Genomic DNA, 15833 nt, shown 5'->3' on the forward strand with positions numbered 1-15833 from the left:
ATGGCGTCCAGCCATCCCTTGTCGCTCTCGTCGGACGACCGCGCCCAGGTGGAGCAGGTGGAGCAGCTCGCCCGGCGCGGCCCCGGCAGCCTCGAGCAGCTGGTGGCGGGCCTCGACACCCCGAGCTGGGCGGTGCGCCGCGCCGTGGTGGGCGCCCTGGCCCGCATGGGCACGCCCGCCGTGGCGCCGCTGCGCGACGTGCTGAGCCACCGCCGCGACAGCGAGACGCGCCTGGCCGCCGCCGTGGAGGCGCTGGTGGCCTCCTCGGGTGACGTGGAGGGGGCGCTGGAGCCGAACGCGGAAGACCCCAACCCCGCCATCGTCTGCGACATCGCCCAGGTGCTGGGCCGCCGCCGCAGCCGGCGCTCGGTGCCGCTGCTGGCCCGGCTCACCGTCCACGCGGACGACAACGTGGCCGTGGCGGCCATTGAAGCCCTGGGGCGCATCGGCGGCGGCGCCGCGGTGGATGCGCTGCTGGGCGCGCTGGGCAGCGGCAACTTCTTCCGCATCTTCCCCGCCATCGACGTGCTGGGCCGCTGCGGGGACCCCATCGTGGTGCCCGCGCTGCTGGGCCTGCTGCCGGACCCCTTCTACGCGCTGGAGGTGACGCGCGCGCTGGGCCGCACCGGCCAGGAGGCGGCGGTGCCCGCGCTGGTGGGCCTGTTGCGCCGGGGCAACGACGCGCTCGTGCGCGCGGCGGCGGTGGCGCTGGTGGACATCCACGAGGCGCAGGTGCAGCGCTTCGGTGGCGCGCGCGCGGTGCAGGCCGCGCTGCGCGGCGACGGGGACATGGCCTTGCTGGGCCGCCGGCTCGCGCAGGCCCTGTCGAGCGCGGACACGGCGGAGAAGGTCGCGCTGTCCCGGCTGCTCGGCTGGGTGGGCGGGCAGGACGCCGCCGCGGGCCTGCTGAAGCTCCTGGACGGGCCGGACCCGGCGGTGGCGCGCGCGGCGGCCGGGGCCCTGTCGGACCTGGGCGCGGACGCGGACGCGCAGCTGCTCCAGGCGCTGCGCGATGGCGACAGCGCCCGCCGCCGCGTGCTGCTGCCGCTGGTGGGGCGCCGCTCCGCGTCGGTGCCGGAAATCCTCCTGTGCCTGGAGGACCGGGACCCGTCCGTGCGCGCGCTGGCGGCGGACACGCTGTCGCGCATCGGCGCGCCGGGCGCGGTGCCGGCCCTCTTCGAGCGGCTGGTGGACGAGGACCCGCGCGTGGTGCAGGCCGCGGTGGGCGCCATCCAGTCGCTGGGCAGCGCGGACACGGAGGCGCTGGCGCTCAAGGCCGCGCGCTCGTCGGACGCGCGCCTGCGCCGCGCGGCGCTGCGCATCATCGCCTACTTCGGCTACCCGCGCGGGCTGGACGTGCTCTTGCAGGCCATGAGGGACCCGGACGAGCGGCTGCGCGACGCGGCCATCTACGGCCTGCCCTACATCGAGGACCCGCGCGCGGTGGACGCGCTCCTGACGGCCGCCACCCACGAGTCCGAGCGCACGCGCGCCGCGGCCATGCGCGCGCTGGGCCAGACGGAGAAGGAGGCCCGCATCACCTCCGTGCTGCTGGGCGGCCTCAACGACCGGGACCCGTGGGTGCGCTACTACGCGTGCCAGTCGCTGGGGAAGCTCAACGAGGAGGCCGCCGCGGACGCCATCGTCGCGCTGGCGGACGACGACGCGGGCCAGGTGCGCGTGGCGGTGGTGGACGCGCTGGCGCACATGCACACCGAGGGCGCCATGGCGGCGCTGCGGCGCGCGGCCTCCAGCGCGGACGCGGACGTGCGCCGCGCGGCGCTCCTGGGCCTGGGCGTGGCCCGCCGCCCGGACGCCCTGCCGGTGCTGCTGGAGGCGGTGTCGTCCGAGGACGCGGCCACGCGCCTCGTCGCCCTCTCCGCCGTGGCCGAGTACGAGTCGCAGGAGACGCTGCCCGCGCTCCTGCGCGCCGCCAGTGACCGGGACGACAGCGTGCGCAGCGCGGCGGTGGGCTTCCTCGCCACGCGCGCCGGGGTGCCGGCCACGCAGGCCCTGGTGTCGCTCTTGGGCGACGTGATGCTGCGCGAGCGGGTGGTGAGCGCGCTGGCGCTGCCCATGGAGGGGCGGCTGCCGGGGCTGCTCACCGCGCTGGAGGTGGCGGACGAGGTGACGGCGCCGCTGCTGGTGGCGGCGCTGGCCCGCATGCGCCGGGCGGACGCGCGCGCCGCGCTGGTGCAGTGCCTGACGACGGCCAGCCCCGCGGGCCGGCGCGCCGCGGCCCCCGCCGTGGCGGCGCTGGGCACGGTGGAGGCCCGCGAGGCCCTGGAGCACACGTCCTCGCATGACGAGGACCCGGAAGTCCGCAGGGCCTGCCTGCAGGCGCTGGGGCGGTGACGGGAGAGCCATGTCCGCGCTCCCCATGTCGCCCCAGGTGTTCGCCATCCTCTCCGCGCTCATCGAGCAGCGCGCGGGTCTGCACTACCGCCCGGAGGACCGCGAGCTCCTGGAGGACAAGGTGTCCGCCCGCGCCCTGGACGCGGGCTTCGACTCGCTGCTCGACTACTACTACTTCCTCCGGTACGACCCGGCCGGCACGGAGGCGCTGGACGCGCTGGTGGACTCGCTGCTGGTGCACGAGACCTACTTCTTCCGGGAGGCGCTGCCGCTGACGGTGCTCGTGGACGACGTGCTGGTGCCCGCGGTGCGCGACGGCCGCCGGCCCCGGGTGTGGTGCGCGGCGTGCTCCACCGGCGAGGAGCCCCTCACGCTGGCGATGATGCTGGCGGAGCGGGGCGTGCTCTCCGGCGTGGAGATTGTAGCCAGCGACTTGAGCCCCCGCGCGCTGGAGCGGGCGCGCACCGGCGAGCACAACCTGCGCTCCCTGCGCGCGCTGCCGCCGGGTGTGGAGGGGCGCTGGATGGAAATACGCGACGGCCGCCCCCACGTGCGCCCGGAATTGGTGGAAGCGGTGGACTGGCGCCGCGTCAACCTGGTGGACCCGGCGGCGGTGGCCGCGCTCGGCGCCTTCGACGCCATCCTCTGCCGCAACGTCCTCATCTACTTCAACGATGACACCGCGCGCCGCGTGGTGGACGCGCTCACCCGCGCGCTGGTGCCCGGCGGGCACCTGCTGGTGGGCACGTCCGAGTCGCTGATGCGCTTCGGCACCGCGCTGTCCTGCGAGGAGCGCCGTGGCGCCTTCTTCTACACCCGGGCTGACACATGACGGCTCCCATCCGCGTGCTGGTGGTGGACGACTCCGCCTTCGCGCGCAAGGTGCTGCGGCAGGTGCTCTCCAATGCCCAGGGCATGGAGGTGGTGGGCACCGCGCGCGACGGCCTGGACGCGCTGGAGAAGGTGGCCGAGCTGTCTCCGGACGTCCTCACCCTGGATTTGGTGATGCCGGGCCTGGACGGGCTGGGTGTGCTGCGCGCGCTCGCGTCCATGGCCGGCGCGCCGCGCGTGGTGGTGGTGAGCAGCGCGGGCGAGGAGAGCGAGCTGGCGGTGTCCGCCCTCCAGGCCGGCGCGGTGGAGCTGGTGAACAAGCCCACCGCGCTCGCCACGGACCGGCTCTACGAGCTGGGCGAGGAACTGGTGGAGAAGGTGCGCACCGCCGCGCGCGCCCTGCCGCGCCCCATCCCGGAGGCCGCGCTTTCGTCGGCCTCCAGCGCCGTTCCCTCCGGCGTGCTCGCGCCGTCCCGGCGCCTCGTGGTGGTGGGCACCTCCACCGGCGGCCCGCAGGCCCTCACGCAGCTCCTGGCGGCGATGCCCGCGGACTTCCCCGCCCCCATGGCGCTCGCGCTGCACATCCCCACCGGCTACACGCAGGCGGTCGCGAAGCGGCTGGACGCCCGCAGCGCGCTGGAGGTGGTGGAGGCGGAGGACGGCGTGGAATTGCGGCCGGGCCGTGTGGTGCTGGCGCGCGCCGGGCACCACCTCAAGGTGGAGCGCCACGGCGCGGTGGGCGTCGCCCGGCTGGACAGGTACCCGCTGCGCACGCCCCACCACCCGTCCGTGGACGTCCTCTTCGAGAGCGCCGCGAAGGCCTGGGGCGCGGACACCGTGGGCCTGGTGCTCACCGGCATGGGCGATGACGGGCTGGCCGGCGCCCGCGCCATCCGCGCCGCGGGCGGCACCGTCCTCACCGAGGCCGAGGCCTCCTGCGTCGTGTACGGCATGCCCCGCGCCGTCGACGAGGCCGGGCTCGCCACCGCCACCGCCCCCCTGGAGGGCCTCGCCGCGTTGCTGAACCGTCACACCCGCTGAAAGTCCCGCCCCGGGTAGGGCCAGCGGCGCGCGAAGCCTACATGGCCGGTGTCCGGTCGGCCCCGTACCGTAGTTGGCAGGATGTTTTGGTTGCGGACAGGCGGGTAGGGCACTATCCGCGCATGCTCCGATACTCCGCTGACCGCCGGACACTGCTGTGGTGCCTGGCAATGCCCGTGGTGGCCCTCTCGATGTACGCGGCCCCCGAGCTCATCCCTTACCTCTGCCCGGTGTCCTGCTACCTCGCGTTGTCCGCGGGGGTCATCGCGCACAACCACAACCACTGCCCCACGTTCAAGAACCGCAAGATGAACGAGGCCATGGGCATGTGGCTGTCGGTGTTCTACGGCTACCCCACCTTCGTGTGGATTCCCACGCACAACCTCAATCACCACAAGTTCCTGAACAAGGCGGGCGACGCGACGATTACGTGGCGCTACTCCAAGAAGCACAACTTCCTGGTGGCCTTCGCCTTCCCCTTCGTCTCCACGTACTGGCAGCAGGAGCCCACCAAGGCCTTCATCGACAAGGCCCGTGAGCGCAACCGCCCGCTGTTCCGCCAGATCGTCCTCCAGTACATCGTCTGGGGCGGCACCCACGTGGCGCTGCTGGGCCTGGCCATGGCGCTGCACGGCTTCATCGAGGGCGCCCGCATCTGGGTCTTCGCCTTCCTGATTCCGGCCGTCTTCACGCTGTGGACCATCATGTTCTTCAACTACATCCAGCACGTCCACTCGGACCCCTGGAGCGAGCACGACCACAGCCGCAGCTTCACCGGCCGCCTCATCAACTTCTTCCTCTTCAACAACGGCCTGCACGCCGTCCACCACGAGACGCCGGGCCTGCACTGGAGCCTGCTGCCCGAGGCCCACGCGAAGATTCACGACGCCATCCACCCGGACCTGCGCCCCAACAGCTTCTTCGCGTGGTGCTTCCGCTCGTACGTGCTGGCGCCCTTCTTCCCCCGCTTCGGCACGAAGCAGGTGGGCCGCGCCCCGTATGATCCGCCCACCGGCGGCACCGTGGACGTGCGCTTCGGCGACGACCTGCAGGCCGTGGACTCGGGCGTCAACGCCGCCCGCGTCTAGGGCGGAGCAGTCCCGCCGGGCGGGGCTCGAAGGACCTGGGGTGTTGGCCGCCTCGCGCCCCAGGATGCCGATGTGTCCTGTATTCCTCATTTCCCCCTGGAATCTGCCCCGGGGGAGTATTCACCCTGTGGCCGTTTCTCCTATCTCGGAATCCGAGATGTGAGGCGGGGGCGGGCGTGTCGGGGGGGCATCAGGACACGGAGGCACCGCAATGATGACGGCACCAGGACCCGTGCGTCCGCTGGCCGCGCCCCTGGCCGCGCCGGCGCGGCTGCTCTGGGTGGGCACCGTGAGCGAGCCCTGGCTGGCGCTGTCGCGCGTGGCGCGCTCGCTGGGGTGTGAGTCCCTTCAAGTCCACTCGCTGGAACTGGCGGCCCCGGAGCTGGCGCGGCTGAAGCCCACGCTGGTGCTGGTGCACTGGCGCCAGGTGTACGAGCACGGTGTCGGCGGCCTGGGTGCGCTGCGGCCGAGGTCCGGCGCTGGCGCCGGGGTGCCGGTGATGCTGGTGGCGGAGGAGGGCACGCCGGCGGAGGTGCTGGAGGCGGCCGAGTCGGAGGGCCTGGAGGACTGCCTCCTGGCGCCTCCGCGGCTTCCCGAGCTGCGCGAGCGGCTGGCGGTGCTCACCGGGGGGCCGGCGGCGGCCCGGGTGCCGCTCGCCGCGCGCCACAGTCCCCGGGTGGTGCTGATGGCGGGCGCCAGCGGGCCGCGCGCGTGGGGGGGGCTGGGAGCGCTGCTGGAGTCGTGCGGGCACCACCTGCTCTACAGCGCCAGCGTGGAGGGCGCGGCGGCGCGGCTCCAAGTGCCGGGCATGTCGCCGCACCTGGTGCTCGTCTCGGGCGAGGGGCCGCTGGCGGCGCTGCGGCTGTTGTCGACGCTGCGCGCGCAGCCGCTCCTGGAGGGCGTGCCGGCGCTCACCGTCAACGTGGGCATGGGCACGCGGCCGCCGGTGCTGGCGGCGCTCCTGCCGCGCATCCACGCGCTGCTGGGGCGCGACTTGTCGTCGCTGCGCGCGGAGGAGCGGGTGCCCTTCTGCTGCCCGGTGGAGTTCGGCGAGGGCGGCTCGCGCGGCACGGAGTGGACGTCCGGCTTCTCCAGCGCGCTGAGTCCCGGGGGGCTCGTCATCCGCACGCTGGTGCCCGCGCGGCCGGGGACGGCGGTGCGGCTGCGCATCGGCCTGCCCACCACCCGCGAGCGCCTGGAGACGCACGGCGTGGTGGTGTGGGCCAACCCCTACGCGCCCCGCGGGCCGCTCGCGTACCCCTATGGCATGGGCGTGCAGTTCCTCGGCATGGGCCCGCCGCGCCTCATGCACCTGCGCCAGCTCTGCCAGGGCGTGGCCTCGCTATGACTCGCCCTCCGGGAGGCGCCATGGCACGCAAGAAGGTGCTGCTCGTCGACGACTCGCTCACCGTGTTGCTGTTGCACCAGGGAATGCTGGCGGAGATGGGCTACGACGCCGTCCTCGCGCGCGACGGGCGCGAGGCGCTGGCGCGCGCCGAGGCGGAGCGGCCGGACCTCGTCTTCCTGGACATCCTCATGCCGCACCTGGACGGCTTCGAGACGTGCCGGGCGCTGCGCGGCCGCGAGCCCACCCGCCGCACGCCCATCATCCTCTGCAGCACCCGCGCCGAGCCGCGCAGCGTGCAGGCGGGCTTCGACAGCGGCTGTGACGACTTCCTCGCCAAGCCCTTCGACGGCGCGGAGCTGGCGGCCCTCCTGCGCCGCTACCTGGACTAGGGCGACGGCATGCCCGGCGGGGGCTGCGGCGTCATGGGCGGCTTCGTCGGCATGGAGCGGCGCGGCAGTGTCACCGTGAAGGCGGTGCCCTCCAGCTCTCCGGAGGAGACCTCGATGGTGCCCCCGTGGGCCTGGACGATTTCCCGGACGATGTAGAGCCCCAGCCCGTAGCTCATCTTCAGCGTGCGGGCCGTCGAGGGACCGCGCCGGAAGGGCTCGAAGAGGTGGGGCAGCAGGTTGTCGGGGATGGGGCGGCCGGCGTTGTGCACCTCCAGCACCACCTTGTTGCGCAGCCCGCGCACGGCCAGGCGCACAGGCGTGTCCGGGGGGCTGTATTTCAGCGCGTTCTCCACCAGGTTGGACGCCACCTGCCCCAGCCGGTCCGGGTCCCACGTGCCCTGGGTGTTGCCCTTGTGCTCCACCTCCACGGTGCGCTGGGGGAAGGCCACGCCGAACTCGTGGGCCACCTTCAGGGCCAGGTCCTTCAGGTCCATGCCGCGCGGCTCAATCGCCACGCCGCCCACCAGCCGCGTGCGGGTGAAGTCCAGCAGGAGCCGCGTGAGCCGCTCGATGCGCACCGCCGCGGTGGCGATGCGCTTGCTGGTCTGCTGCGCCTCCTCGGCGGTGCCGCTCGCGGAGAGCACGCGGGACCAGTTCATGATGGCGCCCAGCGGGCTGCGGATGTCATGGCTGACGATGCCCATGAGCTGTTCCTGGAACTCCGCGTGCCGGCGCGCTTCCTCCTCGGCCCACTTGCGCTGGGTGATGTCGCGGCTGATGCCGAAGAGGCCGAAGACCTTGCCCTCCGTGTCGCGCAGCACGCCCTTGGTGGACAGCCAGACACGCTGCCCCTCGACGCCCGGCTGGGAGTCCTCGTAGGTGACGGTGCGCCCGAAGGCGAAGATTTCCCGGTCGTTGGCGGCGTTGGCGCGCGCCACCTCGGGCGGGAAGAGCTCCGCGTCGGTGTGGCCGACGACGTCCTCCACCTTGAGCCCCAAGGCCTTGGCGCCCGCGGAGTTCATCATCTGGTACCGGCCCTCGAGGTCCTTGGTGTAGACGGCGTCCGTCGTGCCCTCGAGGATGGCGCGGAACACCTCGCCGGTGCGCCGCAGCTCGTCCCGGGCGCGGCGCTCGCCGGTGATGTCGCGGCAGTGCACCAGCAGGCCGCCGTCCACGGGGCGCGCGCGGACGTCGAAGCACAAATCTCGGTCCGGCCAGCCGTGCTCGAAGCGCACGGTGGGCTGCTCGGTGGCGGGCTGCTCGAAGCGCAGGTGGCGGCGCAGCTCCAGCAGCGTGGGACAGGCGCGGCGCAGGTCGTCTCCGTGCCCTCCGCAGCTGTCGAGCAGCTCCGCCATGCGCGGGCTGACGTAGGTGAAGCGCCAGTCCGCGTCGACCATGAAGAAGGCGTCGGGCAGACCCTCCAGGAGCGCGTGCAGCGGCATGGCGGGCGCCTCGGAGGGCGGCGCGGCCGGGGAGCGCGGGCGCTTCTTGGCGGGGTGGGTGGCCATGCGTCTATCGGTTCCGCGCGGAGGCGGCCCTCATGAGGTGAACATCAGGTACGGCGTGGCGCTTGCCTCTCGGTGGACAGGCGGGGAGCCGAGACCGCGAGCGATATCCTGGAAGCCCTGCGCGGAGGCTCACGAGGCGTCCCCCGTGCGAGCGGCGGCGGTGGGGCGGCCGACGATGCCCACGCTGACGAGCGAGGTGCGCGCGTCGCCGTCCTGGAAGACGAAGCCCTCCACGCGCAGGCCGGCGCGGGGCACCAGGGGGATGTCCACGCGCGCGCGGCCGCCGACGGGAAAGACATAGGCGAGACCGACGAGCCCGTAGGTGGCGCCCACGTGCGCGGGCACCTGGCCGTGCGCGTCGAAGAGGCCGGCGTCCAGCGTGACGGGGCCCACGCGGTAGATGCCCCTCACGGAGGGGAGCACCTGGAGGAGCGGGTCGGCGGTGTATTGGACGCCCACGGTGGCGCCGGCGACGACGCTCCAGCGCGTGCCGGTGTAGCCCAGGCGCGCGGTGAGGGCGGTGCTGGCGCCGGGGCCGCCGCGCTCCAGCGGCAGCAGCGAGAAGAGGCCGCCGTCCACGGTGAAGCCGCCGAGCAGGAAGCGCGCGGAGGAGGCGCTGGCGAGGGAGGTCCCGTCCCAGTCCGTGTCGTCGAAGGCGTGGGGGCCGAAGAAGAGGCCGGCACCGGTGCCCAGCTCCGCCTCGAGCGCGCGCGCGGGCTCCGCGCTCGGCGGAGCGGCGGGCTCAGCGGCCGGGCCGGGCGCGCTGGAGAGGCAGAGGACGATGAATGCGGAAAGCGGGGAGTACATCCGGCCCGGAACCATACCCCGCTCCCAGCCCCGCGCGATGCCGGCCTCCAGTCTCTGCACTGCGCGTCACATCCGGAAACGCGAAGTGCGGGCTTCACACGTCTGGGGATGCACCGCCGGTGCAGGAATGCCGCCGGGCTGAATGCGGGGAGTGTGAAACAGGGATTTCAGGAGTCACGCCGACTTCTTCTGCTCGGCCTCGTCCTGCTCGAAGAGGCGCTCCAGCTCCTTGCGGGCCCGGGCCGCCATCTCCATGAGCTTCTGCTCGTCGCCGTGGAACCGCGCCGTCTCGCGCAGCATCCGCTCGTCGTGCTCGCGCAGCCGCTCCATGGCGCGGTGGCTCTCGGAGAACGTCTGGCCCAGGGACTGGAGCACGTCCCCGGCCATCTCCAGGCTGCCGGCGAACGTCTCGCGCATCACGTTCTGGATGCCCAGGTCCAACAGCCGGTACGCATGCACGCGGTTGCGCGCGCGGGCGAAGATGACCAGGTGCGGGAAGTGCTCCTTCACCGTCCGCGCCGTGCGCAGTGACGCCTCGATGTCGTCAATCGCCAGCACGAACACCTTCGCCTTGTCCGCCCGCGCCGCGCGCAGCAGGTCCAGCCGTGACGCGTCCCCGTAGAAGATGCGGCTGCCGAAGCGCTTCATGAAGTCGATGTGCTCGGGGCTGGCGTCAATCGCCGTGAAGCCCACGCGCTTGACGCGCAAGAGCCGGCCCACCACCTGCCCCACGCGGCCGAAGCCGGCGATGATGACCGGGTTGTCCTCCTCGGGCGCCACGTCGTACTCGCGCGCCTCGGCCTTCTTCTGGAACCGCGGGCGCACCCACCGCTCGTGCGCGGCGTACAAGAGCGGCGTGGTGGCCATGGACAGGCCCACCACCACCACGAGCAGGTCCGCCAGCGCGCGGTCCATGACGCGGAAGGAGACGGCCAGCGCGAAGAGCACGAAGGCGAACTCGCCGCCCTGCGAGATGACCACGCCCAGGCTCAGCGCGGGCTCGTCCTGCTTCAGGCCGAAGCGCCCCAGCCCGTACAGCACCGCCCCCTTGAGCGCCACCAGCCCCAGCACCAGCCCGCCCACCAGCACCGGCTTCTCCACGATGAGCCCCAGGCTCACCGACATGCCCACGGCGATGAAGAACAGCCCCAGGAGCAGCCCCTTGAAGGGCTCGATGTCCGCCTCCAGTTCGTGGCGGTACTCGGACTCGGCCAGCAGCACGCCGGCGAGGAACGCGCCCAGCGCCATGGACAGGCCCACCGCGCTGACGAGCGACGCGGTGCCCACCACCACGAGCAGCGCGGTGGCGGTGAACAGCTCCTGGCTGTGGAAGGACGCCACCGCGCGGAACACCGGGCGCATGAGGTAGCGCCCCGCGAGCACCACGCCCACCAGCACGCCCGCCACCTTCAGGCCCGTGAGCCAGCCCGGCTCCGTGGACGCCGTCCCCCCGTCACCCAACAGCGGCAGCAGCGCCAAGAGCGGAATCACCGCCAGGTCCTGGAACAGGAGGATGCCGAAGGCGAGCCGCCCATAGCCCGTGGTGAGCTGGTTGCGCTCGGCCAGCAATTGCAGCGCGAAGGCGGTGGACGACAGCGACAGGCCGAAGCCGGCGATGATGGCCGCGCCCGGCGTCAGTCCCAGCGCCAGCCCCACGCCGGCCAGCAGCGCGCCGGTGACGAGCACCTGCGCGCCACCCATGCCGAACACGGAGCGGCGCAGCTCCCACAGCCGCGAGGGTTGCAGCTCCAGGCCGATGACGAAGAGCAGCAGCACCACGCCCAGCTCGGACACGTGGAGGATGTGCTCCACGTCGGTGATGAGCTTCGCGCCCCACGGGCCGATGACCGCGCCCGCCGCGAGGTAGCCCAGCACCGACCCCAACCCGAGCCGCTTGAACAGGGGCACCGCCACCACCGCCGCCGCGAGGAAGACGAGTGCCTGATGCAGGAAGGACATGGCCCTTCCTCGCATGGACCGCGCGCGGGCGGCAAACCCACGCCCGCTCCCGGTCCGGAGGTTGGGGCCCCAGCGATTCCGCTCAGGCGTGCTTGCAGTGGCGCGCCACCGCCGTCAGCAATTGCGTCATCTCCACCGGCTTGCGCAGCATGCCCACGGCGCCCTGGGGCACCTCCAGGACATGGCTGGCCGTCATGATGAGCACCGGCACCAGGGACTGGGCGCCGCTGATGCGCAGGCGCTCCAGGAACTCGTAGCCCGTCAGCACCGGCATCATCAAATCCAGCAGCACGAGGCAGGGCTGGCGCAGGGTCGCCAGCACATTCAATCCCTCCTGCCCGTTGCTGGCGCTCGTCACCGTGTAGCCCTCCAGCTCGAGCAGCTCGGCGACGGCCTCGCGGATGTCCTGGTCATCCTCCACCACCAGGATGGAGTGCTGGGCGTGCTCGCGGCTCATATGTCCCCACCCTGACGGGGCCGAGAGGTTGATGGAGAACTCTAGCCTCATTCCCCGGTCCTGTCCCCGGCCCCCTCCGGGAACATCCAGGGCGCGACGGTTGGACCGGGCTACTCGTCCTCCTGCTGGCCGAAGAGCAGCCGCAGGAAGCCCAGATCTTCAGAATGGCTGAAGACATACACATGGTCTCCCGGCTGGAAGACGGTGTCGCCCCGGGGCGCCAGCAATTCCTGTCCCCGGACGAGGAGCATGACGGCGGAGCCCGGCGGGAAGGGCAAATCGGAGATGCGCTCGCCGGCCACCGCGGAGGCCGAGCCGATGTAGAAGGCGCTCAACTCGCCATTGAGCAGCTGCGTGGAGGCAATCTCCAGCACGGCCTGGGGCGGCTCGGGCGCGTTGGCCGCGAGCCCCAGCTTGCGCGTCAGCCAGGGCACGGTGGCGCCGGGGATGAGCCCGTTCACCACCACGATGAAGAAGACGACGTTGAAGATTTCCCGCGCCCCCGGCGCGCCCGTCAGCACCGGGAAGATGGCGAGGATGATGGGCACCGCGCCGCGCAGCCCCACCCAGCCGGTGTAGAGGATTTCCAGCGCGGGGAAGCGGAAGGGGAGGAGGCACAGCAGCACCGTCAGGGGCCGCGCGAGGAAGGCCAGCACGAGTGCCATCCCCAGCCCCTTCCACGCCACCTGCAGCAGCTCGCCGGGGTACACCAGCAGCCCCAGCACCAGGAACATGCCCACCTGGGACAGCCAGGCCAGTGCGTCGTGCACGCGCAAGAGGCCCGTGCGGTAGCGGATGCTCTCGTTGCCCAGGGCGATGCCCATCAGGTACACCGCCAGGAAGCCGCTGCCCTGCAGGAGCGTGGGCAGGCCGAAGGCCAGCATGGCCAGGGCCAGCGTCATCACCGGGTACAGGCCCGCCACGCGCAGCCGCAGGCGCTTGAGCAGCTGCCGCCCCGCCCAGCCGAGGCCCAGGCCCATGCCGGTGCCCACCACCATCTGCACCACCGCGTCCCGGGCCATCTGCCAGACCGATGCCCCGTCGCCCACCAGGCTGAGCGTCATCGCCGTGGTGAGGATGACGGCCATGGGGTCGTTGAGGCCGGACTCCAGCTCCAGCGTGGTGCCCACCCGCCGCTTCAACTGCAGCCCGCTGCCGCGCAGCACGGCGAAGACGGCCGCCGCGTCCGTGGAGGAGACGATGGCCCCCAACAGCAGGGCCTGCGGCCACTCGAAGCCGAACAGCAGGTGCGCGCCCACGCCCCCCAGGGCCGCCATCAGCACCACGCCCACCGTGGCCAGCACCCCCGCCGGGCGGATGGCGGACTGGATGGAGGACATCGGCGTGTTGAGGCCGCCGTCGAAGAGGATGAGCACGAGCGCCACCGTGCCCAGGCGGAAGGCCAGCCCGTAGTCGCTGAACTCGATGCCGCCCGGCCCGTCCGAGCCGGCCGCCATGCCGATGCCCAGGAACAGCATCGCCACGGGGATGCCGAAGCGTCCCGGGGCGCGGCTGAAGAGCACGCTCAGCGTCAGCAGGACGCCGCAGAAGGTGAGGAGTATCGCGGTGGGAATCGGCTCCGTGCTCGGCATGAGTGGAGAGCGTTCTATCAGCCGCGAGGCGGCCGCCGGGGCCCGCTCTTCACGGATGTGTCAGGCGTCCGTCGTCGTGTGCGCGAGCGACGGCGCCGCGGCGCTGGCGGCGGCGGGCAGCGTGAAGGTGAAGGTGCTGCCCTCACCCGGGGTGCTCTCCGCGCGGATGGTGCCGCCGTGGGCCTCCACGAGCCCCTTGGCGATGGCGAGCCCCAGGCCGGTGCCGCGGCTGGCCGCGTCGCGCGCCTGCCAGTAGCGGTCGAAGATGTGCGGCAGCGCCTCGGCGGAGATGCCGGTGCCGGTGTCGCGCACGTGGAGGGCCACCTCGCCGCCGCACGCGCGGGCGCCCACCCGGATGGCGCCCCCGGCGGCGGTGAACTTCACCGCGTTGCCCACGAGGTTGCCCAGCACCTGCAGCACCCGCAGCCGGTCACACCGCGCGCGCACGTCGCCCGGGGGCACGTCCGCGTGCAGGTGCAGGCCCTTGGCCTCCGCCAGCGGGCGGATGGACTCCAGCGCCTCGGTGACGAGCGACGCCACGGCGTGCTCGCCCCAGTCCAGCGGCAGCCCGCCCGCCTCCAGCCGGCCCCAGTCCAAGAGGTCCGAGATGAGGCGCGACATGCGCTCCGTCGCGTCCTGGATGCGCGTGGCCTGCTTCGCCACGCTCTCGCCGCCGGGCTTGCTGCCCGCTCCGCGCAACAGCAGCGCCGCGCCGAGCTGCACCACGCCCAGCGGGTTCTTCAAGTCATGCGAGACGACGGCCAGCAGGTCCTCGCGGGCGCGGGCGGCGCGGCGGGACTCGCCCACCAGCCGCGCGTTGTCGATGGCGAGGCTGGCGCGCAGGCACAGGTCCTCCGCCAGCGCCAGGTCGTCCGGGCCGTAGCGCCGCCCCGAGCCCGAGGCCACGAAGGTGACGGCGCCCAGCGTGTGCCCCCGCGCGCGCAGGGGGACAATCATGTACGAGCGCGCCTGCAGCGCGCGCAGCAGCGCGGGGTGGGCCGGCTCGGCGGAGGCCGCGCGCAAGAGCGAGTCCGTCACCGCGGGCACCAGCTCCGGCTCGCCGGTGCGCAGCACGCGCAGCAGGCCCACCGGCGCGTCGTCGCGCAGCTCGGTGCGCGTGGGCAGCGCGCTCGCGCGGCCCTGCTGCGCCGGGTCCAGGTACGCCACCGCCACGCGCGTCACCCAGGGGCCCTGCTCCAGCGCGTCCACGATGCACCAGTCCGCCAGGTCCGGCACGGCCAGGTGGGCCAGCAGCGTGTACATGCCCTGCGGGTCCGGCGGGTGGGCGAAGAGCGTCGTCATCGCCTGGTAGAGGAAGGAGCGCCGCCGCTCGGCCTGCTCCACCTCGGAGCGCGCGGCCTGCTCCAGCTCCAGCGCGCGCGAGTACACGGCCTCCGCCTCGGTGAGGGCACGCGCCGTCACCAGCATCCAGGGGCCCTGGCCGCCCTCGGGCGGCAGCGGGGTGAGCGTCAGCGCGTGCGGCCGGGGGCCGGACTGCATGGGCGGCCAGGGCAGCTCCACGGTGTCCGTGGCGCCCGTCATCATCACCCGCGCGCGGGCCGTCTCCAGCCGCGCCATGTCCTCCACGGCCACGCCCAGCTCGGACCAGTGCCTGCCCGTCAGCTCGACCGGCAGCCGGCCGAGCACGCGCGCGCCAGACTCGCTGCACGCGAGCACCCGTCCCGCCATGTCCAGCACATAGGTGGGCTCCGGGAGCGCCGTGAAGGCCGAGACCAGGAGGGAGGGGGAGCGGGCTTCCATACGAGGCTGACGAGCAGCCGGATGATGACATCCGGCGGGCGGCGGGCCATCCCTCCGTAGGTCGATTCCGGGTGATTTTCCAGAAGAGGATATTGTGGGTCAGGCAACCGGGACACCCGTCCGCACACATGCCAGCAGGCGGGACGCGATGGAGGGCAGCGCCACCACCTCGTGCGCAAGCCCCGCGCCCACCACCACGCCCGGCATGCCGTAGACGATGGAGGACGCCTCGTCCTGGGCGAGCACGTAGCCGCCCGCTCCGCGCAACTCGCGCACGCCCTCCAGGCCGTCCTGTCCCATGCCGGTGAGGATGCCCGCGAGCGCGCGCGGGCCATGGACGCGCGCCACGGAGCGGAACAGCCACGTGGCGGACGGGCGGAAGCCCTGCACCGGCGCCGCCCGGGACACCTCCGCGCGGCCCTCGGGGAGCACGCCCAGGTGCTTGTCATCGGGGGCGAGGTAGACGCGGCCGGGCAGGAGCGGCTCGCCGTCCTCGGCCACCTTCACCGGCAGGGGACCGGCGGTGCGCAGCCAGGTGGCGAAGCCCTGGCTGAAGCCGAGCGCGATGTGCTGCACCACGAGGAGCGGCACGGGGAAGTCCGCGGGCAGCTCGGACAGGACGCGGAAGAGGGCGGCGGGGCCCCCGGTGGACGCGGCCAGCGCCACCACCGCGGGTCTCGGGGCGACGGCGGGGGGC

The 15833-nt window shown here is 73.2% G+C and carries 13 protein-coding genes; 6 read left to right on the forward strand and 7 right to left on the reverse strand.

Going from position 1 to position 15833, the window contains the following annotated elements:
* The 6 genes from HG543_RS26075 (at nt 1) to HG543_RS26100 (ending at nt 7052) form a co-directional block, all read left to right on the forward strand.
* Nucleotides 1-2355 carry a HEAT repeat domain-containing protein gene (locus HG543_RS26075; protein WP_211194179.1) on the forward strand — a complete coding sequence of 785 codons (2355 nt, stop codon included), beginning with the start codon at nt 1-3 and terminating at the stop codon, nt 2353-2355.
* Nucleotides 2356-2365: 10 nt separating this feature from the next.
* On the forward strand, nt 2366-3187 hold the full coding sequence (locus HG543_RS26080; RefSeq protein ID WP_169347568.1) for a CheR family methyltransferase: 822 nt from the start codon (nt 2366-2368) through the stop codon (nt 3185-3187).
* Nucleotides 3184-4227, forward strand: a complete 1044-nt coding sequence (cheB, locus tag HG543_RS26085; RefSeq protein WP_169347569.1) for a chemotaxis-specific protein-glutamate methyltransferase CheB — start codon at nt 3184-3186, stop codon at nt 4225-4227. The genes HG543_RS26080 and cheB overlap by 4 nt, the downstream gene beginning before the upstream one ends.
* Nucleotides 4228-4349: 122 nt before the next feature.
* A complete protein-coding gene (locus HG543_RS26090) occupies nt 4350-5315 on the forward strand; it encodes a fatty acid desaturase family protein (RefSeq protein WP_169347570.1) in 966 nt (321 codons plus the stop codon).
* Nucleotides 5316-5526: 211 nt separating this feature from the next.
* Complete coding sequence (locus tag HG543_RS26095; protein WP_169347571.1) at nt 5527-6663, forward strand: PilZ domain-containing protein; 1137 nt, start codon at nt 5527-5529, stop codon at nt 6661-6663.
* Between the two features lie 20 nt (nt 6664-6683).
* Complete coding sequence (locus tag HG543_RS26100) at nt 6684-7052, forward strand: response regulator (RefSeq protein ID WP_169347572.1); 369 nt, start codon at nt 6684-6686, stop codon at nt 7050-7052.
* Here the strand turns inward: HG543_RS26100 and HG543_RS26105 are convergent.
* The 7 genes from HG543_RS26105 to HG543_RS26135 all read right to left on the reverse strand — a co-directional run.
* The gene (locus HG543_RS26105) at nt 7049-8560 is read right to left on the reverse strand and encodes a sensor histidine kinase (RefSeq protein ID WP_169347573.1); all 1512 of its coding nucleotides are present in this window, start codon (nt 8558-8560) and stop codon (nt 7049-7051) included. The two genes, HG543_RS26100 and HG543_RS26105, sit on opposite strands and share 4 nt — an antisense overlap.
* Nucleotides 8561-8689: 129 nt before the next feature.
* Entirely contained in the window at nt 8690-9367 is a 678-nt protein-coding gene (locus HG543_RS26110; protein ID WP_169347574.1) for a hypothetical protein, read from the reverse strand.
* 174 nt (nt 9368-9541) lie between these two features.
* Entirely contained in the window at nt 9542-11326 is a 1785-nt protein-coding gene (locus HG543_RS26115; protein ID WP_169347575.1) for a monovalent cation:proton antiporter-2 (CPA2) family protein, read from the reverse strand.
* A gap of 82 nt (nt 11327-11408) precedes the next feature.
* Nucleotides 11409-11783, reverse strand: a complete 375-nt coding sequence (locus HG543_RS26120) for a response regulator (RefSeq protein ID WP_169347576.1) — start codon at nt 11781-11783, stop codon at nt 11409-11411.
* Nucleotides 11784-11893: 110 nt separating this feature from the next.
* The gene (locus HG543_RS26125; RefSeq protein ID WP_169347577.1) at nt 11894-13375 is read right to left on the reverse strand and encodes a potassium/proton antiporter; all 1482 of its coding nucleotides are present in this window, start codon (nt 13373-13375) and stop codon (nt 11894-11896) included.
* Between the two features lie 60 nt (nt 13376-13435).
* Entirely contained in the window at nt 13436-15136 is a 1701-nt protein-coding gene (locus tag HG543_RS26130; RefSeq protein ID WP_169347578.1) for an ATP-binding protein, read from the reverse strand.
* Between the two features lie 99 nt (nt 15137-15235).
* Nucleotides 15236-15833: CheB methylesterase domain-containing protein (locus HG543_RS26135; RefSeq protein ID WP_169347579.1), on the reverse strand; the 598-nt coding region annotated here is incomplete at its 5' end.

The organism is Pyxidicoccus fallax, from assembly GCF_012933655.1.
Taxonomy (GTDB): Bacteria; Myxococcota; Myxococcia; order Myxococcales; family Myxococcaceae; genus Myxococcus; species Myxococcus fallax.